Genomic DNA, 26,498 nt, shown 5'->3' with positions numbered 1-26,498 from the left:
CGGGAGGCGAGGCCCCCCGGGGCGGGAGGCGACTACTTGAGAGCCTGCAAAGCGTCGTACTGCTCCTTCGTCCACACAGCGCCGGAGTCGGGATCGTTGTGCAGCGGCTGCGCCGCCTTGATGAAGGCCTCGCGATCGACGTCGACGACCGTCTTGCCCATAGCGCGGAACTTGTCGGCGAGCTCGCTTTCCTGGGTGCGGATCTGGTCGGTGCAGCGCGAGGCAGCTTCCTTCAGCACGTCGGTGAAGATTTTCTTGTCCTCCTCACTCATCGCGCTCCAGACATGACCGCCGACGATGGTGACCAGCGATTCGGTGATGTGGCCGGTCAGCATGATGTGGCTCTGCACTTCATAGAACTTCTTGGCCATGATGGTCGGCAGCGGATTTTCCTGGCCATCGACCGTGCCTTGTTGCAGAGCGAGATAGACCTCGGAAAACGCGATCGGCGTGGCGTTGGCGCCGACCGACTTGGTGAACATCTTGAACAGTGGCGCCGGCGGTACGCGCAGCTTCATGCCCTTCATGTCCTCCGGTTCCTTGATCTCCTTGTTGGCGGTGACGTCGCGCTGGCCATAGTAGGTCAGCGAAACGATGTGGTGTCCGGTCTTGTCGTCATAGCCTTTGGCCAGATCCTGGAAGAGCTGTGAATCGCGATAGGCTTTCCAGTGGTTGAAATCACGCAGGATGAACGGGGCATTGGTCATCGACAGCGGACCGTAGATCGAGCCGGCGAAGGCGACGCCAGTGTAGATCATGTCGACCGTGCCAAGCGTCAGCGCCTCGTTTATCTGGTTTTCGTTGCCCAGCTGCGAGGCCGGGAATACCTCGATCTTGTATCGGCCGTCCGTGCGTTTGGCGATTTCGTCAGCGGCCCATAGCGCCTGGATGTGATAGGGCTCGCCGGTCTCGTAGACATGCGCCCATTTCAGCACTGTTTGGGCCGATGCTGGCCCGGTGGCAAATGCCGAAAGCACCGCGAAAGCGGCGACGGCCAGCCTGAAAAGTCTGGTGATCATGACAGTTCCTCCCTGTGTTCAACCAATTCGGTGCGGACACCCTCCCTATCCGCCGCTGCTCTCCCTCATGTCCGACCTGCGGTCGGCATCGGTCTCGTCGGTGAAATAGTCCGGATAGAGACTTCGGATCGCCCCGATATCGAGCCTCAGCTGGTCGATGTGCGCGGCCATGGCAGCGGCGGCGGCGGCGGAATCACGCGCTTCAAGTCCGGCCAGGACGGCCTCATGATCCTTCTGGACGCGCGCCATGCGCCCCTTCTGCGGCAAGGTAAGGCGGCGATAGCGGTCAACCTGCGCCTTCACCTGCTGGACCAGCACCCAGATACCGGGATAACCTGCCGCCCGTGCAATCTGTGCATGGAAAGCCTCGTCCGCGGCATGGAAGGCGGCTTCATTTGCCTGTTCGGCGGCCTCCCGCTGGCGCTGGATCAGCATGCGCAAGCCCATAAGATCGCTGATGCTGGCGCATTCGGCGGCGGCCCGGGTGGTGATGTCTTCCAGCGATTTGCGCACCAGGATAGCTTCAGGCAGCCGTGACGCCGGAATCCGCGTAACCCGCGTCCCCGACTTCGGCACAACTTCGACCAGGCCTTCGTCGGATAGGCGCAACAGTGCTTCCCGGACCGGCGTTCGCCCGATGCCGTAGACAGTCGAAAGCTCATTTTCCGAAACGACCGTCCCGGGCTTGAGCGCAAGCGACAGGATGTCGTCGCGCAGGCGTCGATGAACGAGAGTCGCAATCTTCTGCGCACTGCCGGAAATGCCGAAAGCATTGCGACCCGCACCGTCACGTGGCGGCGGGGTTGCGGCGGAAAGCAGCGCTGTCGTTTCGTCCGTCAAACCGTCCTGCCCAGTTTCTCGAACACGATCATACGCTCTGACATATCTAACATACAAGGCCATATGGGCAGCGCAGATCTTAGTAGTGCGACCGTGCCAAGCGCCTGGCCAACGACAAACAGCTCAACCAGAGGCTTCCAATCAAGCTGCTTGCGCGACGCAATATCAGTCTCGCGCGGCTGCGGCCCTCGCGTGTCTACATGCCTGGCGACTTGCCCTGAAGCGGCAGCCAGCACTCAGCGCAGACGATCCGGCAGGGCGATCGGGGCGAGGCCTAGCGGTTCATACTGGGCCAGGGTTTGCAGAGCGGTGGCGTCCGTCAATTCGATGCGACGCGCGTCGGTCGTAATCAGTCGTTGCACGCGCAACTGCTGCATGACGCGGTTGAGATGCGGCACACTTAGCCCTAGGGCGTCGGCCATGATCTCCTGCGAGAACGGGAGATCAAAGCGTGTTTCGGTGGCACGTCCGACCTGCGAAAGGCGCTCATGAAGTTCGAGCAGGAGGTGGGCCAAGCGCTCTATCGGCCTGCGCCGGCCAATGTTGACGATATGCTCGGCATAGCCTGCCGCTTCCTGCGCGGCAAGCCAACTCAGAACAAGTCCGAATTGCGGTTGCTCGTAGCACAGGAGGATATAGGATTCGAGCGAACAGACCGTGCAGGTCATTTCAGTGAGCGCCACGACGGTATAGGTGGATCGATCGAAAAAGCTCACCGGAAATCCGATGACGTCACCCGGCAGGATGAGCTTGAGGATTTGACGCCTTCCGCTTCGCAGCACCCTGTAGCGAATTGCATATCCGTCTGTGACAAAGCACAAGCTGCGGAAGGGCGAGCCGTGGATGACGAGTTCCTCTCGCTTCCCGACGGTAACGTCTCGCTCGAAGAGGGCTTCAAGACTGGCGAGGTCAGCTGCCCCAAGTTTCATGACCTGCGTCAGTCTGGCCATCACTGCGTGACCGTTTAGGGGCATTCCACGTCCGCGCGGTGAGAGTTCCATCTGCCGAAGCAATTTGCGGTGGCTTGTTAATCTAGATCATTAATCCAAATCATCCAACCAAAGTTGCATTGACCGAACCTCTCGTGCGGTTGCGAATGCCAACGCGATCCGATTTCTGCCCGAGCGCGGGCAGCAACGAGTGCTCCAGAAGCGCTTGGCCAAGGGAGGAACATGCAATGCAATTCAACGACCATCAATCGGCCGGCCTGTCCCGGCGCACCATGCTGCGGGCCGGCGCCGGCGTTGCCGCCAGCATGATACTGCCAGCTTCATTCCTACGTCCGGCCTTTGCCGCCGACGACAAGCCCGCGCTCGGCACCTGGCCTGTAGGCTCGCAGGGAGACACCGTCTATATCGGCGCTTCTGTCCCGCGCACGGGCGCCTATGCGGTACAGGGCGAGGATGAACTCAAGGGCATGCAGCTGGCGATCGAGCACATCAACGAAGGCAACGATCTGCTCAAACAGATCGCGCCTAAGATCGAGAAAGGTGTACTGGGCAAGAAGGTGGAACTGGTCGTCGCCGACTCAGCCGCCAAACCGAACAACGCCGTGCAGGAACAGCAGACTTTCATCAACGACAAGAAGATCATCGCCATGACGGGCTCCACGTCCTCAGCGGTGGCCGTCGCACTCAACAAATTCGCCCAGCGCGAAAAGATCCTCTACCTTGTGGCCATCTCCGGCTCGAATGACACCACGGGCAAGGACTGCGCGCGTTACTCTTTCCGTCAGTGCGTCTATGGCGAAACCTGCGCCAACGCCATCGGTCCGGTGCTGCTGAAGAACTTTGGGAAGGGCAAGAAGGCCGCGTTCATGACGCCAGACTATACCTACGGCCACACCGTCACCAAATCGGTCAACGACTATCTGACTTCGCAGGGTGGCTGGCAGATGGTGACGAACCAGGTGTCGCCGCTCGGAACCCAGGACTTCAGCCAGTATCTTACCAACATTGCCAATTCCGGCGCCGAGTTCATCGTCAACGTCAACTGGGGCCGCGACGCCGTGCTGTCGGTACAACAGGCCAAGCAGTTCGGCCTGACGCCGAACATGAAGATGGTGATCCCATACCAGATCCCATTCCTGGCCAAGGAAGTCGGGGCGGAGCTGACTGAAGGCGTGTTTGCGGCCACCGATTTCTGGTGGACGATGGAAGACCAGTACCCCCTGGCCAAGGCTTTCGTCGATGCTTTCCAGAAGAAGTACAACTACCGGCCTGAATGGGGCGCCGAGAATGGCTACATGCAATTCGCCATCTGGGCACGCATGGTCTCGGAAGCAGGAAGTTTCTATCCACCCGACGTAATCAAGCAGTATGAGAAGGGCGAGACCTTCCTATCGATGGTCGGCGATGTGAAATTCCGTGCAGAGGATCACCAGCTCATTCGTCCCGTCGTGATCGTTCGTGGCAAGGCCGCCAAGGACATGAAGAATGAGGAGGATTTCTGGGACGTCGTCGAGATCGTGCCCGGCGAAGGTCTGATGCAGAAGCCCGACGCTTTCGGCTGTCAGCTCGGCGACTATACCTGAGGTACGCCCTGACGCCTTTTCCGCGCATGGAGCGCGGAGAAGGCCGGCGCTCCCGCTTTCGACCCGCGGCCCGAACGACCTACGTTACCGGATGGCTCGTCCTGGCAGCGACGGCACGGACTATTCCTTAACCTCGGACGGCGGGCGGCAGCGTGATCAACTGGGCCAATTTTATATCGCAATGCTTCAACGGCTTGGTGCTGGGGGCGCTGCTGGCCCTCATTTCCTCCGGCTTGACCATCATTTACGGGACACTCGGTGTGCTCAACCTGGCGCATGGCGCGATGTTCATGCTCGGCGGGTATGCCGGCTACGTCGCCTATGATTATACCGGCTCTTTCGTCGCTGCGGTGGTCGCCGGTTCGCTCTTCGTCATGCTGGTCGGCCTCCTCATGGAGAAGCTCATCATCAGGCATTTCTATTCGCGACCCTATGAGGATCAGCTACTCGTCACGTTCGGACTGGGCATTGTCTTTGTCGAGGCGGTGCGCTTCTTTTTCGGCGGCCTGTCGAAGACCGTGCCCCCGCCCGGGCCGCTGGTCGGCATCACCCCGCTCGGTTTCATGATGTATCCCACGTATCGCCTGGCTCTGCTGGCCATCGTCGCCGTTGCGCTGCTCGCGCTCTACTTCGTGCTCTACCGCACCCGTATCGGCATGATCGTGCGCGCCGGCATTGAGGACTCTGTGATGGTCAGCTCGCTTGGCATAGACGTCTACAAGATCTTCACGCTGGTGTTCGGCATCGGGGCGATGGCGGCCGGTTTTGCAGGTATCGTAAACGCGCCAGTGGTGTCGATCGCGCCGGACGTCGGCGAGTCGATCCTGGTGCAGACCTTCGTTGTCGTGGTCATCGGCGGCGTAGGATCTTTCCCGGGCGCCGTTGTCGGTGGCCTGATCGCTGGCGAGATCATCTCCATCACCTCGATGTTCAACCCGGGCTACGCCTATGTCATGCTTTTTGTGGCGATGACTCTCGTACTCGTGCTTCGCCCGTACGGGCTGTTCGGCACGGCGGGCCGTGAATGACCGGTGCGCCATGAACAGCAAAAAACCATTTCTGGTCGAGGTGCTGACGGCGATCGCGTTGGTCGGAGCGCCATTCGTGCTGCCACATTTCGGCTTTGCGCCGGCGACCATAAATCGCATTCTGATCTGGGGCCTGTTCGGATTGGGATTCGACATCCTCTTCGGCTACACCGGGCTGCTTTCGTTCGGCCAGTCCGCTTTTTTCGGCACGGGCGGCATGTTCGCGGCCTATCTGATGACCGAGTTAAACTTCCCCCACGTGCTGGCGTCCGTCTGCATCGGCGCTATTGTGGCCGGCCTGGTTGGTTATCTGGTCGGATTGATCGCGCTGAAGCGGACAGGCATCTACTTCGCGATGATCACGGTGGCGATTTCGGAGGTGTTCTTCTTCGTCGAGTTCAATCCGCTATCGGCTTACACTGGTGGCGAAAACGGCCTGCCCGGGGTGCCGACGCCGAGTTTCGACCTTGGCTTCACCACACTCGAATTCGATACCGATCGAACGATGTATGTCTTCCTGGCCTTCTGGTATTTCGTTGGCCTGATGATCGCGATCCGGATCGTGCGCTCGCCCGTCGGAGCGATCCTCTCGGCCATCCGGGACAACCCCCTACGTGCCGCGGCGCTGGGTCACGACATCCACCGCTACAAACACGCCGCTTTCGTGATTGCCGCCGTTTATGCCGGCTTCGCCGGCGGTCTGCTCGGTGTCATGCAGGGCTTCATGCCGCCCGAGTCCTTCATGTTCGACACCTCCGGCCAGCTCGTCATGCAGACCGCAATCGGCGGCGCTGGAACACTGTTCGGGCCCTTGGTCGGTGCCACGGTGTGGCTCTTTCTGAGCGACTTCTTCCAGAATACGCTGCATCTTGGGGCGATCTGGAAGCTGGTGCTTGGCATCGTCTTCGTGCTGCTCGTCTGTTTTCTCAGGCGAGGCATCGTTGGCGCTATCATCGACCTCTATGAATGGGGCACGGGCGGAAAGAAAGCCGCGCGGCCGGCACAGTTGTCAGACGCACTACCCTCGAGCAACCACTCTAGGTTCCCCTCCAGCGCGGAGCTGATGCCGACAAGACACCGCCCGACAGACTCCGCGGCCGGACCGATCCTTCGCGCCATCGGATTGAGCAAGCGCTTCGGCGGCCTGTTGGCCAACAGCGACATCGACTTCAGCGTAGAGCACAGTGAGGTGCGGGGCATCATCGGTCCAAATGGTGCCGGCAAGAGCACCTTCTTCAAGATGCTCACCCGAGAGGTGACGCCGACATCCGGCAGGATCCTGTTCCAGGGCCGTGACATCACCAAGTTGGGCGTCGCGGATGTATGCCAGCTCGGGCTGACGAAGAGCTACCAGATCAACCAGCTCTTTGATCGGTTGACGGTCAGGCAGAATCTTACGATCGCCGCGTTGGGCGAGCTTCGCGGCAGATTCAGGCTCGATCTCTTCCGCAACATCCGCGCAATCCCAGGTCTCGAAGAGCAGGTGGAGCGCACCCTGGCGCTGGTCAACCTCACGCACCGGCGCGAGACCCCAGTGTCCGAACTTGCCTATGGTGAGAAACGCCGGCTCGAGATTGGCTTGGCGCTGGCGACCTCGCCCAGCCTGCTGCTGCTGGACGAGCCACTTGCGGGGATGAGTCCACAAGAGCGCGTGGAGACCGTTGCACTGCTGAAGTCGGTCGCGCGCGGCCGCACGATGATCATAATCGACCACGACATGGATGCGCTGTTCGAACTGGTCGAAAGGGTGACCGTGCTGCAGGAGGGCCGCGTCCTCGTGGAAGGGACGCCAGATGAGATCAAGGCCAATGTAAAGGTGCAGGAAGCCTATCTCGGCGGGATCCACGAGGAGTTAGCATGAGCCTGCTCGAGGTCGCCGGGCTGAACAGCTACTACGGTGATAGCCACATTCTATTCGACGTATCGCTGCGTGTTGAAAAGCACGAGGTGATCGCGCTGCTCGGGAGGAACGGCGCCGGCAAGTCGACGACGCTAAAGAGCCTGATGGGAGCCGTGACGCCGCGAACGGGCAGTATTAAGCTCGATGGTGAGGAACTGGCAGGCAGGAAGGCACACAGCATAGCTCGACGCGGAATGCAGCTGGTCCACGAGGATCGCCGCATCTTCGGCAGCCTGAGCGTCGAAGACAACATCATCCTGGCTGGATTGACCGCAGACAACAGATGGCCGCTCGAGCGCATATACGAGATGTTCCCGCGGCTGAAGGAAAGGCGCGGCAGCCGGGGTACCGATCTTTCGGGCGGCGAACAGCAGATGCTGGCGATCGCCCGCGCTCTTGTTCGCGACCCAAAAATCGTCCTGCTCGACGAGCCGTTCGAGGGCCTTGCACCTGTCATCGTACAGAATCTCGTTCGCACCTGCCGCGACCTGGCCGAAGCCGGCCATACCCTCGTTCTTGTCGAACAGAACCTGGCGGCAACGCTTTCGTTGGCAAAGCGCGTCTACATCATTAACAACGGCCATATCGTCCACGAAGGCCCTGCCGCGGAGATCAAGGCGCAGCCCGAACTCTTGCAACGCTACATCGGTGTTTAGCCCGGGCGACTGCTGTTCCTGGTCGCCCCGTAAGCGGGGGCATGCGGCTGGCATCAGGTCCCGCAACGCGGGCCGCGCGTCGTCATTGCGCCCTTTGCATGATCTGCTGGACAGGCATGCGTCCGGCGCAGCCCGAGCGGCAACCGAGTGGCAGGGCTTTCCAGCCCTGCTGACATCACAGCGCCTGAGCAGTCGAGAACCCGAGAACGGCCGCGACTTCTTCACCGGTTGCGGTCGGGTGTGGACGAACCCGCGCGTTCGGCGGTCAGCCCCATCCGTCTGATAAGCCACGGCATGCTCAACCCCTGGACAAAGATGGAGAAGGCAACAACCGCGAACGCGACAACGATTATTTGACTGCGCTCGGCGACGTTTTCAGGAAGTGCAAGCGCCAGGGCCAGAGCGAGCGCACCGCGCAGCCCGCCCCATACCAGAATGTGCTGATAGCTGGCATCCACCTTCAGGGGCGTCGCAGCAAGCAGGGCACAGAAAGGATAGATAGCCAATGTCCGGCCAACCAGCACCAGGATGATGGCGATCGCCGAGGTGCCTGCAAATATCCCAAGTGGCTGATGGGCTTCATGGCCGCCGATCAAGATGAACACGATGGAATTTGCCAGGAAGGCCGCGTATTCCCAAAACGCCAGAACGTGACTTCTGGCATTGGCGGAAATAGCGCCTTTCCATCCGACGTTGCCGACGATCAAGCCTGCGGTGAGAGTAGCCAGCACGCCCGACATCCCAAGATCCTCAGCAAGCAGAAACGAACCATAGGCCGCGATGGTCGTCAGGGTTATTTCAACAAGATGATCTTCGGTTCGGCCGGCAATCAGAAGCAGCACAGCTGCGACGGCGGCGCCGGAGGCAATCCCACCCGCAACCGTCCAGAACAGCGACGCAGCAATGCTCAGGGGCGTCGCTTCGGCGCCTGCCGCGATTGCCGCGAGGATGCCGAAGCCAACCGCGGCCGCGCCGTCATTAAGCAGACTTTCCGATTCGACAAGCAGAGCCAGGCGGGGCTGAACCTTCATCTCCTTGAAGGCTGCGATGACCGACACCGGATCGGTCGCCGCTATCAGCACGCCGAATAGCCCGGCTCCGATCCACGTCCATCCCAGCAGCAAATGCATGCCAGCCGCAACCACTGCGGCGGCAATCGCGACCCCGGGGAAAGCGAGCAGAACTGTGACCGGCAGATTCAGGCGAAAATGACGCCATTCGATCGCAAGGGCCGCCTGGAAAATCAGCGGCGGCAAAAAGACCGTGAAAATCAGATCCCGACTGAGCGGAAGTTCGACAAGGCCGGGCATGAAGCCAAGGGCGATGCCTGCCGCAACAAGCCCGACGCTGTAGGGAAGTTGCAGCCGTCTGGAGATCATCGCCACCAAAGAAGCGGTGAGCAGGATCATCCCCAGGGTGAGTATTGGAAGATCGTTCATGGCGGCCCCAGGTAAGGTCTGATCAGGACAAATAGGGCTGTAAGGCCCCAGTGGAACGGCCGTTGCGAAGAAGTTCGCGTGATCCGAAGGGGAGATGTGACCAGAGCAGATCCGGATGCGCCCTAGCCGATACGCCGCGCCACCATGTTCCCGATCACAAACGCGTCAGAAGCGGAACATTTCGGGATGAGGAGGGTTGCGGGTCGAATAAGCCCACAACTGCTGGATCTCCGCCATGATGCCGAACTTGTTGAGCCGCCGTAAGTTTCTCACGGCAGGTGCGACAGTCACAGCATCGGCCACGATTGGGGCGGCTTCGGCGCGAGACGTCAAAGGCGGCGACGGTGACAGGTGGCTGCCACATCAGGCGGACGCGCCAAACCCGCTTGAGTCGGCTGACTATAAATTCTTCACCGCCGACGAGGCCGCCTTTGTCGAAGCCGCGACCGAAAGGCTGATCCCTGAGGATGCTCTCGGCCCGGGTGCCCGCGGCTGTGGTGTGCCGCTGTTCATCGACCATCAGCTCGCTGGCGCCTATGGACGCGGCGGCAGCTGGTACATGCAAGGCCCCTGGGACAAGGGCGAGGACACGCAGGGCTACCAATCGCGCATGACGCCTTCCGCGCTCTACCGCGCAGCGATCGCTGCGATTGACCAGCATGCAGTCGCTTCGCAAGGCGGCAAGCGTTTCGCGGAGCTTGCGCCCGAAGCGCAGGATGCACTCCTGTCTGATCTTGAGAAGGGCAAGCTTGATCTCGGCGGCGTCGATGCCAAGACATTCTTTAAAATGCTGTGGCTGAACACCAAGGAGGGCATGTTCAGCGATCCCATCTATGGCGGCAACAAGGACATGGCCGGCTGGAAGATGCTCGGCTTTCCGGGCGCGCGTTACAATTATCTCGACTGGGTCGACCGCCACGGGGACCGCTACGATCAGCCCCCTGTCGGCATTCGTGGCCGGCCCGCTTGGGACAGCAAGGGTTAGGCACGATGGCTCAGAAGCTTCCTTCGGTTGATGTCGTGCTGGTCGGATTCGGCTGGACCGGCGCCATCATGGGACACGAACTGACCGAGGCTGGCCTCGAAGTCCTTGCGATCGAACGTGGCAGTTTGCGGGAAACCAGCACGGATTTTGCCCCAACCTTCATCCAGGACGAGCTGCGCTATCGCTACCGCGGTCATCTGTTCGAACAGACCGCCCAGGAGACGCTGACGTTCCGCAATACGTCCGACCAGAAGGCGCTGCCGATGCGGCGCCTGGGGTCATTCTTACCCGGAACCGGCGTCGGAGGTTCGATCCTACACTGGAATGGTCAGGCCTGGCGCTTCCTGCCTTATGACTTCGAGATCCGCAGCCAGACGATCGCACGCTATGGCGAAGGCATGGTTCCGCAGGACATGACGCTGCAGGATTGGGGCGTCACCTATGACGAGCTCGAGCCGTACTATACCCGGTGGGAAGAACTGTGCGGGATCGCCGGTCAGGCCGGCAACGTAAACGGACAGAAAAAATCGGGCGGGAACCCCTTCGAGGGACGGCGTTCCAAATCCTACCCCACGCCGCCGATGAAGCAGACCTATGGGCCGACGTTGTTTGCAGAAGCGGCAGGCTCGATCGGGCTGCATCCGTTCCCATGCCCTTCCGCCAACATGTCACAGGCCTATACCAACCCGCTCGGTGTCAGTCTGGCGCCCTGCACCTATTGCGGGTTCTGTGAAAAGTTCGGCTGCGGCAACTATTCCAAGGCGAGTGCGCAGACGACGATCTTGCCCGTCTTGATGCAGAAGAAAAACTTTGGTCTTCGCACCGAAAGCGAGGTCACGGCGATCAATCTCGACAGCTCGCGCAAACACGCCACGGGTGTCAGCTACGTCGACATGCACGGGAACGAATACGAACAGCCCGCCGACCTCGTGGTTGTGTGCGCCTACATCACCCACAACGTGCACCTGTTGATGACCTCCGGAATTGGGACAATCTACGATCCAAGTACCGGCCAGGGGACGCTCGGCAAGAACTATTGCTATCAGATTACCCCTTCGGTGGACGTCTTCCTTGGCGACAAGGTCCTCAATCCGTTTGTGGGGGCCGGCGCTTTGGGCATGATCGTCGACGATTGGAACGGCGATAACTTCGACCATAGCGGGCTTGGTTTCATCCACGGCGGCTACATTGCCGGCTACGTGACCACCGGCCGGCCAATCGAGACGGAGTTCCTGCCGGAAGGCACCCCAAAATGGGGTGCCAAGTGGAAGAAGGCCTTCATCGAGAACTATCTGACCTCCATGTCGGTTTCGTTGATGGGGGCGGTAATGCCGAACGCGGCCAACCACCTGGATCTTGATCCAAGGTATCGGGACGTCTACGGCCGCCCGCTGATGCGCATGACCTACGACTTCAAGCAGAACGAATTGAAGATGCAGGATTTCACCATGGCCAAGATGGTCGACATTGCAAAGGCGATGAAGCCGCGCGAGATCAAAAAGTCGCCGCGGGGGCCGCATTATGACATCGAGCCCTATCAGTCGACGCACAACACAGGTGGCGCCATTATGGGCGCCACTCCTCAGCAAAGCGTGGTCAACCGGTATCTGCAGCACTGGGACGTGCCTAACCTGTTCGTGGTCGGCGCCAGCGCCTTTCCGCACAACAGCGGATACAACCCAACCGGGACAGTGAGCGCACTTGCGCTTTGGGCAGCGGACGCGATCCGCAATCAGTATCTCAAGCGACCAGGTCCTCTGGTGCAGACATGACGAAGCACACGCTCCTCGCCCTGGCTGCAACCACCGCCCTGATCGGCGGGTGGTTGGTTTTTCCCGGCCCCTTCGCCCAGGCGCAGATCGGGGACTTCGCCAGGCAGGAGCGCGGGCGCCGGCTGGCGGCAGCCGGCGATTGCGTCGCCTGCCACACGGCGGATGGCGGCAAGCCCTTTGCCGGCGACCGGCCCATCGAGACGCCATTCGGCACTATCTACTCAGCCAACATAACCCCCGACCCCGAGACGGGCATCGGCGCGTGGACCGAGGAGCAATTCTACCGCGCCATGCACGAGGGGATAGCCGCAGATGGCCACCGTCTCTATCCGGCATTTCCCTATCCCTGGTTCACCAAGGTTTCGCGCGCGGACGTTGATGACATCCGCGCTTATCTGCGTACGGTTGAGCCGGTGCGGGCACCGACGCGTGCCAACGAGTTTACATGGCCGCTCAACCATCGGATCGCCATGGCGGGATGGAACGAACTGTTCTTCACGCCCGGCGAATTCCAGCCTGACAAAAGGCAGTCGGCGGAGTGGAATCGCGGCGCGTATCTGGTGGAAGGTCTTGGTCACTGCGGGGCCTGCCACACACCCAAGAACATGTTCGGCTCGGCCAAGACGGACCAAATGTATCAGGGCGGGGAAATCCAGAACTGGTACGCGCCGAGCCTGGCAGGCGACCGGCGTCAGGGCCTGGCATCGTGGGACACAGAGGACATAGCCCGTTTTCTCAAGACTGGCCGCAATGACCGCACCACCGCCTATGGGCCGATGGCCGAGGTGATCAAGGACTCGACATCTAAAATGAGCGACGAAGATTTGCAGGCGATCGCAACGTATCTAAAGTCGCTTCCGGCTACCGCGCGGCAAGGCTCGGAAGCTCCAGACCAGGACGTCGTTCGTGCCGGACAGGCGATCTATGCCGACCAATGCTCTGCTTGCCATCAGTCAGGAGGCGTCGGCGTGAAAGGACTCTTTCCCTCCCTCAAAGGGGACGCAGTCGTCCAATCCCACCAGCCGCTGTCGGTTTTACGCATAATCCTCAACGGCGGGCACGCTGCCTCGATGCCCGAAAGTCCGAACCCACTGTCGATGCCGTCATTCGGATGGAAGCTTACTGATGGCCAGATTGCGTCAGTCGCTACCTACGTCCGCAACGCCTGGGGCAACAAGGCAGGCGCGGTGAGCTCCGACGAGGTGCGAGACCTGCGCAAGTCGGTCGAGTCGGCGGCGAGCGCGTATTAGGTGTTCTGCACCGCCTCCGGCGGCCGTAGCGAAAGCGGTGTTAGGCAACCTTCCAGAGCTGGCGGCGTGCCAAGCGGTCCATTTTAAAGGCCTGCACAATGCTACCGCCGCGGCAGCGAGGATCGACCAAGCATCGGGTCCGGGGCCGGCGGAGTGTCGGATGGCAGGGGCATGCGCTGGGGCGGCGCTAAGGCTGAGCGGCGCTGCGGGAATGGCCGCATCGCCAGGCAAAGGTTTCTCCCGCAGGGAGCTGGGGCAGCTCTGGTGAGGGGCGCAGCCCTACATCAGTTCCTTTATGCCTTTCCTGAGGAGCCACCAATTTACGGGGTAACTGGTTGCAAAGCCGGCCAGCATGGCCAGTTGCATCAAAAACCAGAACTCAGGCGTGTTGGCTTCCAGTTGCGTCCCGAAGACCGGTTTGAAGATCAAAAACTGACCGACGCCCATGAGGCCATACATACCAACCTGCCATGCTGTCAGCGACAGAGCATCAGCCTTGAGGGCTTGTAGGAATCCTTGCTTCGCGGACAGCTGTCGCATCGGCTTTATCGTAAAATACTGGAAGGCGATGCCCAGCCCAAAGGCGAAGATGTAGTCCAGGATCCAGACCGAAATCGTCCTCTCCGCAAACAAGCTTTTCCAGCCCAGCCACAACAGGACAGTTGGGAAGGCAAGGGCAGCATTTCGGCAATGACATCGCCCACAGTGCAGCCGGCTCCGCAATGCAATGCTGCCTTTGCGATCGCCGTCGGCGAAAGAGCTGTCTTGTGCGAGCCTGAGTTCTTTGCGTCTCCGGTTCGCCGCTCGACTGTGCCCTTGGAACTTGGCCGGCCGGAGTGCACATAAAAGAAAAGAACGAAGCCATATCCGAAGAGGGCACAGACCGGCCAAACGAGGTTCATGATCCACATATCCTGCGGGGCTCGGAACTCGTCTAATGCAATCCAGATCGAAGACAGAATTCCGGCCAGCAAGGAAAGCACGGCCACCCAATGTAACCATTCGGGGATCGTATTTTCCTCCTCTTTCGCTGTCCTTGGGCCGCGCTGTTGGGCCGCTCTATTGCATTCAGATGCCGCCTGCCATTCTGGCCGCCAATTTGATGCGCCGGCTCACGAGACTGAGGGGAACAGCTTCGATCAGCCCACCGCGCCGGGCAAAGCCGAGAGCAGCCGAAGTCGTTCGGCAGCCCGGGGCGTCAGCGACGCAAGCGGTTGCGGGTTCATGGGCGCCATGTTCTGGTCGAGGTGTCGCATGATCCAGACGGAACCGAGCACAATCAGGACAACGATCAACACTCCAAAAGCGAGGGCCAAAATGTTGTTTGTGTTGTCTGGTCCGGTCGTCAGATGCAGGAAGAAAACCAGATGCACGCCGATCTGTGCAAGGGCCAGCACGACCAGCGCAGAAATGACGGCCGGCTGATAGATCAACTCCGTCTGCGAGGCGATGAACGACCCCACTGTCAACAGGAGCGCGAGGCCGTAGCCGAGCAGATATCCCCGCAGTCCAGCCGCAGGCTCGTTGCGCGTGATCGTCTCCTCGCCAGGGGCGGCATCGCGGGTGTCGACGGGGGCCTCGGATGGGGCGGTCTTATCTGTCACTGCGATACTCCCAGCAGGTAAACGAGGCTGAAAATCGCGACCCAGATGATGTCCAGGGCGTGCCAAAAGAGGCCAAAGCAGTGAAGCCTGCGCAAGATGTCGGCGCGAAAGCCCTTCACCCAGAGCTGGGCCATCATGGTTCCGAGCCACAGGATGCCAAGCCCCACATGGACGCCATGGCACCCGACCAAAGCGAAGAAGGCCGACAGGAACGCGCTTCGGCCGGGACCGGCATTGTCCCCGATCATCGTGATGAATTCCTGTCCCTCGAGAAGCAGGAACAATGCTCCAAGGATCCCAGTGACGACCAGCCACGACTGTGCGCGAGGCATCGAACGACTTTCGACCGCCAGCGATGCGAGCCCTGCGGTAAAGGTCGAGGTCAACAAGAGCCCGGTCTGAATGGCAACGCGTGTGAGGTCGAACAGCTGCTTGCCTGTCGGCCCGTTATCGGTTGCGTTCGCGAGCACCGCGTACGAAGCGAAAAACGCCGAGAACATGATGATGTCGGACAGGAGAAAAACCCAAAATCCGTAGGTGACGGTTACAAATTTCGAGGCGGGACCGCCCTCGCCGTGTCCGGTGGCACCCTGGTGTCTTGAGCGCCCTTCTCCCTGCCCGCTCGAACGGCCCACCATGTAGGGGTCGCGTCTGGTACTTCCAGCGGTGATGTCACTGGGCATCGTATCGAAGTGGTCACTCATGTCACTTGCTCCCTGCGCCGGAGCCAGGCGATTTGCGCGGCGGTGCGGTCGCGGTCGATCCGTTCGACCTCTTTGGCAGGGATCACGATTTCGGCCTGGTCTCGCCAGGCGAACACGACAAATGTGGCGTAGGCGCCGAGGAACCCGAGAATTGACAGCCACCAGATGTGCCAGATGAGTGCAAATCCGATAACCGTTGCGAAGAATGCAGTCACGAAGCCCGTTGGGCTGTTCTTTGGCATGTCGATCGGCTCGTACTGCATGACCGTCTTTGGGTCTTGGCCTTCGATCACGCGTTGTTTCATGCTCCAATAGGGCTCCTCGTTTTCGACATGCGGCTGGTGCGCAAAGTTGAACGGAGGTGGTGGCGACGGTGTCGACCACTCGAGCGAGCGCCCGTCCCAAGGGTCGCCAGTCTCGTCGCGAAGCTGGTCACGGTCCCTGATTGACAGGAAGAGCTGCGCGATCTGGCAGGCCGCACCTAAAAGCATTACCGCGATACCGCTTGCCGCGATGACGATCCAAGGCGCCCAAGCATCCACTTCAATGTGCTGGAGCCGGCGCGTCATGCCTTCCAGACCAACCACATAGAGAGGTGCGAAGACGAGGATGAAGCCCAGCAGCGTTAACCAGAAGGCCGCCTTGCCCCAGCCCTCGTGCAGTCGAAAGCCGAACGCCTTTGGGAACCAGAAGGTAAAGCCGGCAAAAGCGCCGAAGAGAACGCCTGAGATAATGACGTTGTGGAAATGCGCCACCAGGAAGAGCGAATTGTGCAGAACGTAGTCGGCTGGCGGCACTGCAAGCAGGACGCCGGTCATTCCCCCGATGGTGAAAGTGGTGACAAAGCCAAGCGCCCATAGCATTGGAGTGTCGAAGCGGATTCTCCCGCCATACATGGTGAAGAGCCAATTGTAGATCTTCACCCCTGTTCCAACAGCAATTACCGAGGTGGCTATGCCGAAGGCCGTATTTACGTCTGCGCCTGCGCCCATGGTGAAGAAGTGGTGCAGCCAGACCATGAACGACACGAGACAGATGAACATCGTCGCCGCCACCATGGAGCGATAGCCGAACAGCGGCTTGGACGAGAACGTGGAGAAGATCTCGGAGAACACGCCAAAGGCGGGAAGCACCAGGATGTACACTTCTGGATGGCCCCAGGCCCAGATGAGGTTGACGAACATCATCTGGTTCCCGCTGGCTTCGTTGGTGAAGAAGTGAAAGCCGAGGTAGCGGTCGAGCGTCAGCATCGCCAGCGTCGCCGTAAGGATCGGGAAGGCAGCAACGATCAGGAGATTGGAGGCCAACGATGTCCAGCAGAACATAGGCATGCGTAGATACCCCATTCCTGGGGCGCGCATCTTCAAAATGGTGGTTACCAAGTTCACGCCGGTAAAGAGCGTTCCGACCCCGGAGATCTGGATCGCCCATAAATAGTAATCCACACCCACGCCGGGCGAATATGCGAGTTCGGAAAGCGGCGCATAGGGCAACCAGCCGGTCCGCGCGAATTCCCCGACAACCAGAGAGATATTGACCAGCAGGGCGCCGGTCGCCGTCAGCCAGAAACTGACCGAGTTGAGCGTGGGGAACGCAACATCACGTATTCCCAATTGCAGCGGCACGACGAAGTTCATCAGGCCGATCACGAACGGCATCGAGGCGAAGAAGATCATGATCGTCCCGTGGGCCGAGAATATCTGATTGAAGTGCTCGGGCGGCAGGTAACCCGGTCCATGAATCGCAAACAGCTGCTGGGTGCGCATCATGATTGCGTCGACGAAGCCGCGCAGCAGCATCAGTACGGCAAGCACAATGTACATAACGCCAATGCGCTTGTGATCGACGGACGTTATCCAGTCGTGCCATAGATAAGGCCAATGCCCCTTTACCGTAATCCAGCCCAGCACACCGAGGCCGGCAAGAAACACGATCAAGGCCGCTCCAAGTGGGATCGGCTGGTCAAAGGGGATGGCGGACCAGTCGAGCTTACCGAGCATTGTGCGCCTCCTCTCGTTGCTTCGTCGCCGGGTTCGCCGAAGCGGTGGGCGACGGCGACGCCTCCGGCCTGATGCTCGGTTTGCTGCCGGACTTGTTGTCGGCTGGACCGGGGCCGGGAGGCAGCGCCTGATGCACGATTGCATCAAACAAACCCGGTTGTGCATGACCAAACGTGGTCGCCGAAACATCGCTGCCCTGTTGCGCGAGCTTGAGGTAGACGTCGGCGTTCAAGACGCCGGTTTCGGCTCTCAAACCGGATACGAAGGCGTCAAATTCTTGTGCCGGGATCGCGTGCACCTGGAAGTGCATGTCCGAAAAGCCGTCGCCACTGAAATGCGCCGATTGCCCGTAGTAGGTACCCACGTGGTCAGCCTGCAGGTGCAGGTCTGTCTGCATACCGTTCATGGCGTAGATCATGCTGCCGAGCTGCGGCACGAAGAAAGCATTCATGACGCTGGCGGAAGTCAATGTGAAATGTATCGGCACGCCAGCCGGGATGACAAGCTTGTTGATAGTAGCGACTTGCTGGTCGGGATAGATGAAGAGCCATTTCCAGTCGAGCGCCACGACTTGGACATTCAGCTGCGGCTTATCTGAAGCTATCGGCGTGCGGGGATCCAGGTGATGTGATCCGTAGTAGATGAGTCCACCAAGGAAGAGAATTGTCAAAGTTGGAATCCCCCAGACGATCAGCTCTATGCGACCGGAATAAACAAACTCGGGGTCGTAGCGGGCCTGACTGTTTGTGGCTCGGAATTTCCAGGCGAAAAGGAGCAGCGCGACCAATGTAGGGATCACGATGACCAGCATTACGGCCAGCGAATTGACCAGGATCTTTGTGTTGCCGGCCGCGATTGGTCCCTGCGGATCGAATACGCCTCCCGAACACCCGGTCAGAACCGCGCAGGCGGCCGACAGAGTGGCCACGGCTCTTGCGATGACCGGTGCGGCGCGCTCGATCCTTTGCGAGGTGCCTTTTTGGACTTCGCCCTTGCCTCGCATGCACGACGACGTCTTTGCGCTTTGGCAATTCCCAACTCTCATTCGAAGTAGCCTTCACAGCTTCCTGGATGTGGCCGATGGTGCATCTTGAGCAAGACAGTCACAGCGGCAGCGACCGGACCTGCGACCAAAGCTTTGCCGGTGGTGGCGTTTGGCCGTTACGGCCCGGGAAGGGCATAAGCGGCAACCTGATCGCCGACCTGGTCTTTTAGAATGGTATTTCCGCCTGCGACGAACACCACGTATTCGCGGCCGCGGTACTCGTACACCGCGGGATTGGCCACCGCGGGCGCCTGGACGATGTCGGACCAAAGTTCCTGTCCGTTGGCGAGAGAATATGCGCGCACCTTGGCGTCCATCGAACCCCCGATGAATATCAAACCACCCGCCGTCACGGCCGGGCCACCAATGGTCACCGACCCGAGTGATTCAGGCATATAGAAGCCCCACTTCTGCGATGCTCCCATCGGCCGGCGCCATTTGATGTCACCGGTGGTCATGTCGATGGCGGCGATTTCCCCGAAGGGGGGTGCCCAGCAGGGCATGCCAAGCCAGTTGAGAGCGTTATGCAGCGACATGCCGTAGGGTGCGCCCTCCTGCGGATAGTAGCCCTGCTCATTGCCGGAATCGCCGGCGAGCCGTTGGTATTCATCGCGGGGATAGAGCTTGATGGATTGGACGACATGCGAGAAGTTGACCACCGCCGTTTGGGTGCTTGGATCGAAACCCACCCCGCCCCATTGCACGCCGCCCGCCGAATCCGGGTAAGCCAGCACGCCTTCGCCCTTGTGTGTCGGGGGGCTGTACATGCCACGATAGGAGAGGTTGTCCCATAACCGGGAGCACTCGCCCATGCCCACGATATCAGCTATACGCCAGATTGCCGGCTTTTTGGACTGGTCCAGGAGCGGTGCGGGTTTGGTCGGGAAGGGCTGCGTGGGAGCGTAGACTTCCCCTTGAATCGTACCGTCGCCGCCAGGTACCGGGCGTTCATCGATCGGCCAGACGTCCTTTCCGGTGCGCCGATCGACGACGAACAGAAAGCCCATTTTCGTTGCCTGCATCAGGGCAGGAATTTGCTTGCCTGCCACAGTGATGTCCATAAGCGTGGGCGCGGAATTGATATCGTAGTCCCAGATGTCGTGATGGACCCACTGTCGCGACCAGACGACCTTGCCAGTTTCGAGATCCAGCGCGGTGGTCGATGTCGCAAGTGGTATGGGGTCAGCACGGTTGCCGCCCCAGTAGTTCGGCGACGGGCTGGAGACCGGCAGGTACACGAGCCCGAGCCCTTCGTCCACGGACATCGCCGTCCAGACATTGGCGGTGCCGGTCCGTTTTGCGATCTGCGCAGGCAGTGCCGAAAACGACCACTGTCGCACGCCCGTCTGCGGATCCAACGAGAACACCGTCCCGGGAGGAGCCTCGGCATAGGCCCAATCCTTACCAGCCCAGCCGATGATGACGTGGTTGCCCGCCACGGTGGGTGGCTGCAACAGCGAAAGCGGGTACTTGGCGTTGATGTCGTTCCACTGGTTCACATCCAACACGCCACCCGAGCCAAATTTCTTGCAGAGCTGTCCGTTGTCGGCATCGAGCGCAAAGAGGTGCGCATCCATGGTGCCGAGATAGACGATCTTCTGACAGCCTTCGCCGGCTATCGAATTCTTGCTCTGCCAATAAGCAACGCCACGGTTCTTCAGGGCTGGCTGTGTCAATGCTTTCAAAGTGGATTTGGACTCGAACTTCCACTTGATCGCCCCTGTGCCCGGATCGAGTGCCAGCACCCCGTAGAAGGGTGTCCCGATATAAAGCGTGTCGTTGGCGAAAATGGGGGTTGCGGACCAGACGGAGGCTGGCAATGCCCCTGAGCCGTCCGACATATCACTGGTGTGCAGCTCCCATACTTTACGCAGCGAGCCGACGTTTGCCGCGGTAATCTGGGTGAGCGGCGAGAACTTTTGGCCATTAAGCTGGCCATGAAAGCTGTTCCAGGTCGGCTGCGGCGGGATCAGAGGGATTGGCTTGGGTGCAGGGAGCGGGGCCGTAGTCGCCTCCATCGGCGAACCCGCGCCCGCGGCCGAAGGGCTGGCGCCTCCGCTCGTGTCGTTCGGCTGTTTAACGGCATCCGGTATGCCGCCCGGTTGTGACGCGGGTGAATTATCGTCATTCTGGGCAGAGACTGAATGTATGCCGACCCCCATCAACAGGACGACGGCAAAGGCCAGGCTCGAGCGGAAATTTGCAGTTCTCATTGGGACGTATCCCGAATCTTGGTCTGACGGAAACCCAGCGTGATCAACAGCCCGGCCAACACAACGGCCACGGCAGCCACGAGCCACCAAGCATGGAGAAAGACGGCGGCGGTGAACGTGCCGAGTGCTCCTAGAAGGCCCAAGATCCAGGCCAGGGTGAAGACGACACCACCTCTTCTGAAGCGCAATACGAGGCCATCCAGCGCAAGTGCCAGGCTGGCAACGAGCACAAGCATGGCTCCGGGGGTTCCATTTACCCCAGTCAGTGGGGCGGCGAAGTAGTAGAAGGCGATTGCGCACGCGAGCACGGCCGCCGTGATGACGACGAGCGGGCCCCGATGATTGATGTTCGGCAGTTGCTGGGTTTTCATGATCGTTCCTGCGACGTCTCTTTGAGCGACCCCCAAAAGGGGGCGTCTTGCGGGACGGAGCACTTTGCTAACCCGAGCTTGGCCGGTCTGTTCCAACCGCGGCTTCACCATCGCGTGAGCGGCGGAAGCTCGACGCGTGCGGCGGAACGCGCAGCGCGTGCCTAGCGAAACGCAGCTTTGTTGGCCATCGTGCCGTCGGGATTGCCTGTTGTGCCCTCAGCTTCCCGGGGCGTCATCCCACCCCAATAAAGTGTATACGCTTCAGCACTGGGCGGCTCCCGCGCCGCCCCAACGTCGGGCGCATAGGCGAGCAGTCTGGCGAGCAATTCATCCCAAGGCAGCCAACCGACTATCCAGGCGCGATCCGCTCCCGGCCGACTGAGGCTGAGGCAGGGAAATCTGCCGACGCCTCGGAATCTGGCTTCGCGCACATCCTCCTCGAGCGCGGCTCGCGCCTCGGCTCCGGTTGCGTCCAACTCGAGCCGCTTGGGCTCGAGCAAATCAGGGCGTGCTTTGGCAAGCTCATGTGCGATGTCGGCCAGCACCTCTTCTTTCGCGATGTTCCGGCCTTCAACCATCACGGCTTCGCGAATGCGGCGCAGATAGAGGTCGGCGGCGGCGGCCGACTGGAGACCCGCCGCCTTGACCGCGAGACAGGAAGGCCACGAAGAGGCTGGCGGATCGCGAGCCCATATCGTCGGCTCGAATGGCATGCCAGTAATACGAGCCGCCTGGATCCAGATCGGACCCATCTGCGCCGGGCGGTGAACGTCGTTTAGTGGATCACTGAACCTGTCCCAGCTGCCGATCATGCCGCCCAAACGCAACCGCAACGCAATCCGACCAGCGAAGCCGTAGCGTAAGCGTCTCAGTTGAGGCTCGAAGCCCCAGCTCCAACAGCACAGCGGATCCGTGAAATACGAGATCTCGAGAACCGGCGTGTTATTGGGCCGGGGTTCGGGCGAGGCTTGGTTCTCGCTCTCACCCACGTCGTCAGATTCCCGTGGTTTGCGCTTTCACCGGGCTGTCGATCGAGTCCTGCGGATAGGAGGACCACTGGGTGGGAGCAGAGGTTGTTTTTGCTTTGACCTCGGCGCTGCGTTTGTGGGAGAGCTCCTTGTTCTTGGCCTCCACCTGCTTTTGAGTGATGTTGACGCTCTTTGGTTCGTGGTTGATCTCGCCCTGGGTGTCGATGACGTGCTTGTGAGGCTCCTTCACATAGTCCCAGCTCTCGCCGGCGCTCCACGGACCCTGTCCCTCGTTCCAGGGACCCCGCGCCTCGGCTCCGTTCGAGAGATTGAAGTATGTGTGGGTATGCCGCGGGTCTCCCTGCAGGATGCCCATTGGGAAGTTGGGTTGAATGGTCTCCAACGCTGCCCCGAACATCTGGAAGTGGGCGATCTCGCGAGTCATCAGGAATCGCAGGCTGTCGTGGACAAGAGGATCGTCCGTGAATTTCATCAGGTATTCGTAGGTGATCTTCGCTCGCGCCTCGGCGGCCATGTCCGAGCGCAAGTCCACTGTCAAATCGCCGTTGGCGTCGATGTAGCTGCCGGAAAACGGCACGCCTTGGCTATTGGTCAAGGTCGGTCCGCCAGCTGATTGAACCAGAAATTGTGGGTTGGTCAACGCCTCATGGAGCACATCCTCCTTGCCTGCCTTACCTTTCGTCAGTTTGTTCAGGGGGCTTGCCTCGGCCGCATTCTTCAGTTCACCGTTGACCCCGTCCAAAAGCATCGTGATGGTTGCCCCGACGATCTCGAGATGGCTGAACTCCTCCGTCGCAATGTCCATCAGCATATCGTACTTGTCGGGGTAGGGTTTGCGGGTTGAGAAGGCCTGGGTAAAATACCGCATCGCGGCGGCCAGCTCGCCATTGGCGCCGCCGAATTGTTCAAGCAGCAGGGCAGCGAATTTCGGGTCGGGTTCAGATACGCGCGCGTTGAACTGCAGTTCCTTGACGTGGTGAAACATGATTGTCTCCGTTTTGGGGGTGGCCGATCCGACGTCCATCCCAGAGGGCACTCACGTCGGGCTCACGTGCAACACCGGGGCGCAGCACCTCGGGCCGAACTGAAGGCGCAGAGTTTTGTTCCTCTAACCGGGACTCCTTTTCGCGGTGTCGTCGTGAGGGCAAGGAACTGCCCAGGAGTTCGCGGCAGCATGCCTTGTCCGAGCGTTTGTGGCGCGGAATGACTGGGCACACCGCCTCGCCGGCATCTCCATGGCGTGGGTTTCGTCTGCTGAGCTTGACGCGTCGGCTAATTACTTCTTCATCGAAGCATTTAGCACGATGCGATCAGTCCATAGGATGGGCAGACCCGGCGTTTAACGGTCAGTTGCTCGGCAACAGATGCGCTTCCGGGGCCGCTTCGATGAATGCCAGTCTGGCTGCTTCCGCCTCTAGCCCTTCGCGCACCCTCAGCTACACAAGCGCAGAATTTTGAGGGCACCCGGTGACCATGTTTCGCAGCGCGATAGGCGCGTGCTGTTCACCGGCGTCTCCGCGTCTCTAGCAGGCTCTTGTCGCTATGGTGTTTCCCGCTCGTCGCGCCGCATTTTGCGGCTGACACTTGTCCGGCCTCGCTGGAATTGCAAGGCGCTGAGCCCGAACATTGCCCCGAGCGCGGCCCACAGAAGGGTGCTGAATGTAAGCGGCCTGGCGAGCCATTCCAGCATGGGCACGGCATCGCCCGGCCAAGCATAGGCGAGATAGCCGAGTGCAGTCGACAGGGCGACCCCAGCAGCGACAGCGAATATCGTTTCGAAGATCGATCTCGTCACAACGCATCACGAACGCTAAAAAAAGATGCCGATCAAGAGCGATAACGCAATCGTGCAATCTTATCCCTCATACGCTCCAAGCCTCGCAATGTGAATTGCTGCCGGGGCGCCATTCCGACTATCTGACGCCTGTGAACATCTCGAAACTGATAATCTGGATAATGCTGGCGATGTTGCTGGCCATCGGCATTTACCTGTTCGTTCAGGCGGACGCATCCGACTGGTCGCAGCGACTTTGACCTTCGCCGGGAAATCGTCGACGTTTTCGTGAGCTGCGGGAGAAGAACGAGTTTCTAAGGAGCCTTAGCCTGAGGAGGAGAGCATTCCCCAGGATTGCACTTTGGTGCGTTTGGTGCGCCGCATTTTTCGAAGATTTCAGGCGTGCTCGATCGTTCTGTGCCGCCACCTCGTTATCCCGTTGAAGAGTTCCGCGGGTAGGCACCACTCGGGGTGCCTCTGACCCGTGTTCACAAATCAGATTGCGGGGCATCATTGTTCGGTGCTGAGATTTGCTCGCCGGCGATGCCGTGCGAACAGGCGCGCGGCAATCTGTATCGGGCCTACACATAGGTCGCACCGGAAGTTGGCGCGTACATGAGACCGCGATATAGATGCGCCGATCTCTGGGGCCGACCAACGGGATGAGCCGCGGTGTGCTACCGCAAGGCATTCCGCTCAGGCGGTCAAACCATGCTCGACGCCCGCCTCGACATGCCGGCGCAGCACCATCTGCGCCGTCGCCACGTCGCGGGCCAACGCTGCCTCCAGCAACTGTCTGTGTTCGTCGGCCGCGATTTGCCCACGAAAGGTCAGCGAAATCATCTGATACCGCAAATATTTGTCAAAAACCGCGGCATGCGTTTCCATAAGCGCGCGAGACCCGCAGGCGGAAATCAGCGATTGGTGGAACTCCCAGTCGTAGCGTTTCCAGTCCTTGGTTACCGACCGGTCTCCGCCGATCATCCTGATTTCCATCTGGTGCAGTTTGTGGTGGGCCGAAACCACCTTACCCTCCCATTCCACATCCCCGGCGCCGAAGGACAATTCCATCGCGTGGCATTCAAGCAGCTGCCGCAGCGCCGCGATTTCCTTCAGATCCTCTGGTGAAACCGGCGCGACTTCGAAGCCCCGCTGTCCTTCTGCCACCACGAGCCCATCGGAGGCCAAACGGTTGAGTATTTCCCGCAGGGTTGAGACGCTGGCTCCGTAGAGGCCCTTCAGCCTTTCGAGCTTGAGCTTCTCGCCGGGAACCAGTCGGCCAAAAATTATGTCGGCCCGTATCTGCCGATAGGCGGTATCCGATATCGTTGCGTCGGAAGCGTTCATAAGCATTTGCCAGGAATATCATGAATTTCTCGAAATGCCATACGTCTGTCATGCCGTCGCGACCATCCTGAGGACCTTGAAGCTGCTCACGCTGGGCGAGAGTGCTGTCAGACACTGGCTGTGCGGGAGACTGCGACCCAGCGGGGCGCTAGAGATCTTGGATCGTCATACAAAATGGTGATTATCTGGCGTCCTCCGCTACGTGGGTTGAACGAGGAAGGCTGTCGTGCGATGCTCGATTAGCTGGGCACAACGTCGCCCCACATGCAATTCAGGGAGGAAAAGCATGACCACTGCCACTTTCGATCGCCGCAGATTTCTCCGCACGACCGCTTTCGCCGTAGCCGGTGCCATGTACGCCTCACGCGTCAACCGCGCCCTGGCGGAAGACAAGATCACACTGAGGCTATCGTCACCGGCAACACCGGGCGACCAGCGCGCGGTGGCGCTAACCAGCGTGTTCGCCCCAGCGGTGCGCGCCTTCGCCACGTTTGAGCCGCACTGGAACGCCGAACTGTTCAAGCAAGGCACCGAACTGGAAGCAATTGCCCGTGGCAATCTGGAAATGTCGATCACCTCGGCGCAGGAATTGGCATCGCTCTATCCCGAATGGGGTATTTTTACCGCCGGCTATCTTCATCGCGACGCCGAACATCAGAAGAAGGTTTTCGCGTCTGACTTCATGGAGCCGATGAAAAAGAAGGTGGAGGATGAGCTCGGCGTCAAGCTCTTGACGGTAATGTATCTCGGCCGCCGCCAATTGAACCTTCGCATCGACAAAGAAATCAAGACCCCGGACGATTTGGCCGGCGTCAAGCTCAGAATGCCCGGTACCGATGCCTGGCAGTTTCTTGGCAAGGCGCTCGGCGCCAATCCGGTGCCAGTGGCGTTTACCGAAATCTACACAGCCCTGCAGACCGGCGCGATCGACGGCCAGGACAATCCGCTGCCGTCCGACAAGGACTCCAAATTCTATGAGGTCACCAAGCAGATATGCCTGACCAGTCACCTCGTGGATCTGAACTACCT

22 protein-coding genes are annotated in these 26,498 nt (G+C 60.2%); 8 read left to right on the top strand and 14 right to left on the bottom strand.

What is annotated here, in order from left to right; all coding sequences use genetic code 11:
* Positions 1–32 precede the first annotated feature (32 nt).
* The 3 genes from FJ941_RS26035 to FJ941_RS26025 all read right to left on the bottom strand — a co-directional run bounded on the left by FJ941_RS26035 (position 33) and on the right by FJ941_RS26025 (position 2,809).
* Positions 33–1,019: a sialic acid TRAP transporter substrate-binding protein SiaP gene (locus FJ941_RS26035; protein WP_140510141.1), complete on the bottom strand. Its 987-nt coding sequence runs from the start codon at positions 1,017–1,019 to the stop codon at positions 33–35.
* Between the two features lie 45 nt (positions 1,020–1,064).
* Positions 1,065–1,859 (bottom strand): GntR family transcriptional regulator, encoded by a 795-nt coding sequence (locus FJ941_RS26030; RefSeq protein WP_246674010.1) that lies wholly within the window; start codon positions 1,857–1,859, stop codon positions 1,065–1,067.
* Between the two features lie 236 nt (positions 1,860–2,095).
* Entirely contained in the window at positions 2,096–2,809 is a 714-nt protein-coding gene (locus FJ941_RS26025) for a Crp/Fnr family transcriptional regulator (RefSeq protein ID WP_181169990.1), read from the bottom strand.
* A 227-nt stretch (positions 2,810–3,036) separates the two neighbouring features.
* On the opposite strand from FJ941_RS26025, the gene FJ941_RS26020 reads away from it, so the two are divergent.
* The 4 genes from FJ941_RS26020 to FJ941_RS26005 all read left to right on the top strand — a co-directional run bounded on the left by FJ941_RS26020 (position 3,037) and on the right by FJ941_RS26005 (position 7,976).
* Positions 3,037–4,392, top strand: coding sequence for a substrate-binding protein (locus FJ941_RS26020; RefSeq protein ID WP_140510136.1), 1,356 nt, complete (start codon positions 3,037–3,039; stop codon positions 4,390–4,392).
* Positions 4,393–4,544: 152 nt separating this feature from the next.
* A complete protein-coding gene (locus tag FJ941_RS26015) occupies positions 4,545–5,420 on the top strand; it encodes a branched-chain amino acid ABC transporter permease (RefSeq protein ID WP_140510134.1) in 876 nt (291 codons plus the stop codon).
* Positions 5,421–5,430: 10 nt separating this feature from the next.
* Positions 5,431–7,281: a branched-chain amino acid ABC transporter ATP-binding protein/permease gene (locus tag FJ941_RS26010; protein ID WP_140510132.1), complete on the top strand. Its 1,851-nt coding sequence runs from the start codon at positions 5,431–5,433 to the stop codon at positions 7,279–7,281.
* Complete coding sequence (locus FJ941_RS26005) at positions 7,278–7,976, top strand: ABC transporter ATP-binding protein (RefSeq protein ID WP_140510131.1); 699 nt, start codon at positions 7,278–7,280, stop codon at positions 7,974–7,976. Before FJ941_RS26010 ends, FJ941_RS26005 begins: the two co-directional genes overlap by 4 nt.
* A 221-nt stretch (positions 7,977–8,197) precedes the next feature.
* On the opposite strand, the gene FJ941_RS26000 is transcribed toward FJ941_RS26005, so the two are convergent.
* Complete coding sequence (locus tag FJ941_RS26000; protein ID WP_140510129.1) at positions 8,198–9,415, bottom strand: cation:proton antiporter; 1,218 nt, start codon at positions 9,413–9,415, stop codon at positions 8,198–8,200.
* 235 nt (positions 9,416–9,650) lie between these two features.
* Here FJ941_RS26000 and FJ941_RS25995 point away from each other — a divergent pair, with 235 nt between their 5' ends.
* From FJ941_RS25995 to FJ941_RS25985, 3 genes are read left to right on the top strand one after another with little or no spacing between them, the layout of a single operon-like run.
* Positions 9,651–10,400, top strand: coding sequence for a gluconate 2-dehydrogenase subunit 3 family protein (locus FJ941_RS25995; RefSeq protein ID WP_140510127.1), 750 nt, complete (start codon positions 9,651–9,653; stop codon positions 10,398–10,400).
* A 5-nt stretch (positions 10,401–10,405) separates the two neighbouring features.
* Positions 10,406–12,172 carry a GMC family oxidoreductase gene (locus tag FJ941_RS25990; protein WP_140510125.1) on the top strand — a complete coding sequence of 589 codons (1,767 nt, stop codon included), beginning with the start codon at positions 10,406–10,408 and terminating at the stop codon, positions 12,170–12,172.
* Complete coding sequence (locus FJ941_RS25985) at positions 12,169–13,422, top strand: cytochrome c (RefSeq protein WP_140510124.1); 1,254 nt, start codon at positions 12,169–12,171, stop codon at positions 13,420–13,422. Before FJ941_RS25990 ends, FJ941_RS25985 begins: the two co-directional genes overlap by 4 nt.
* Before the next feature lie 279 nt (positions 13,423–13,701).
* On the opposite strand, the gene FJ941_RS25980 is transcribed toward FJ941_RS25985, so the two are convergent.
* The 10 genes from FJ941_RS25980 to FJ941_RS25935 form a co-directional block, all read right to left on the bottom strand.
* Complete coding sequence (locus tag FJ941_RS25980; protein WP_246674009.1) at positions 13,702–14,424, bottom strand: DUF4396 domain-containing protein; 723 nt, start codon at positions 14,422–14,424, stop codon at positions 13,702–13,704.
* A 137-nt stretch (positions 14,425–14,561) separates the two neighbouring features.
* Positions 14,562–15,026 (bottom strand): cytochrome o ubiquinol oxidase subunit IV, encoded by a 465-nt coding sequence (cyoD, locus tag FJ941_RS25975; RefSeq protein WP_140510122.1) that lies wholly within the window; start codon positions 15,024–15,026, stop codon positions 14,562–14,564.
* Complete coding sequence (locus FJ941_RS25970) at positions 15,023–15,730, bottom strand: cytochrome (ubi)quinol oxidase subunit III (RefSeq protein WP_140510120.1); 708 nt, start codon at positions 15,728–15,730, stop codon at positions 15,023–15,025. Before FJ941_RS25970 ends, cyoD begins: the two co-directional genes overlap by 4 nt.
* Positions 15,727–17,730, bottom strand: a complete 2,004-nt coding sequence (cyoB, locus tag FJ941_RS25965) for a cytochrome o ubiquinol oxidase subunit I (protein ID WP_140510119.1) — start codon at positions 17,728–17,730, stop codon at positions 15,727–15,729. Before cyoB ends, FJ941_RS25970 begins: the two co-directional genes overlap by 4 nt.
* Positions 17,720–18,733, bottom strand: coding sequence for a ubiquinol oxidase subunit II (cyoA, locus tag FJ941_RS25960; protein ID WP_140510117.1), 1,014 nt, complete (start codon positions 18,731–18,733; stop codon positions 17,720–17,722). Before cyoA ends, cyoB begins: the two co-directional genes overlap by 11 nt.
* A gap of 158 nt (positions 18,734–18,891) precedes the next feature.
* On the bottom strand, positions 18,892–20,988 hold the full coding sequence (locus FJ941_RS25955; RefSeq protein WP_140510115.1) for a pyrroloquinoline quinone-dependent dehydrogenase: 2,097 nt from the start codon (positions 20,986–20,988) through the stop codon (positions 18,892–18,894).
* Positions 20,985–21,359, bottom strand: coding sequence for a hypothetical protein (locus tag FJ941_RS25950; RefSeq protein ID WP_140510113.1), 375 nt, complete (start codon positions 21,357–21,359; stop codon positions 20,985–20,987). The genes FJ941_RS25955 and FJ941_RS25950 overlap by 4 nt, the downstream gene beginning before the upstream one ends.
* 161 nt (positions 21,360–21,520) lie before the next feature.
* The gene (locus FJ941_RS25945; RefSeq protein ID WP_140510111.1) at positions 21,521–22,348 is read right to left on the bottom strand and encodes a DsbA family protein; all 828 of its coding nucleotides are present in this window, start codon (positions 22,346–22,348) and stop codon (positions 21,521–21,523) included.
* Positions 22,349–22,352: 4 nt separating this feature from the next.
* Positions 22,353–23,333, bottom strand: coding sequence for a manganese catalase family protein (locus FJ941_RS25940; RefSeq protein ID WP_140510109.1), 981 nt, complete (start codon positions 23,331–23,333; stop codon positions 22,353–22,355).
* 1,485 nt (positions 23,334–24,818) lie between these two features.
* Positions 24,819–25,475, bottom strand: coding sequence for a GntR family transcriptional regulator (locus FJ941_RS25935; protein WP_140510108.1), 657 nt, complete (start codon positions 25,473–25,475; stop codon positions 24,819–24,821).
* Between the two features lie 280 nt (positions 25,476–25,755).
* On the opposite strand from FJ941_RS25935, the gene dctP reads away from it, so the two are divergent.
* Positions 25,756–26,498 (top strand): TRAP transporter substrate-binding protein DctP (dctP, locus tag FJ941_RS25930; protein WP_140510106.1); only part of this gene is annotated, 743 nt, incomplete at its 3' end.

It is taken from the genome of Mesorhizobium sp. B2-3-13 (genome assembly GCF_006442195.1).
GTDB lineage: Bacteria > Pseudomonadota > Alphaproteobacteria > Rhizobiales > Rhizobiaceae > Mesorhizobium > Mesorhizobium salmacidum.
Note: the sequence above shows the minus strand (reverse complement) of the source record. Positions and strands in the feature narration are given on the sequence as shown.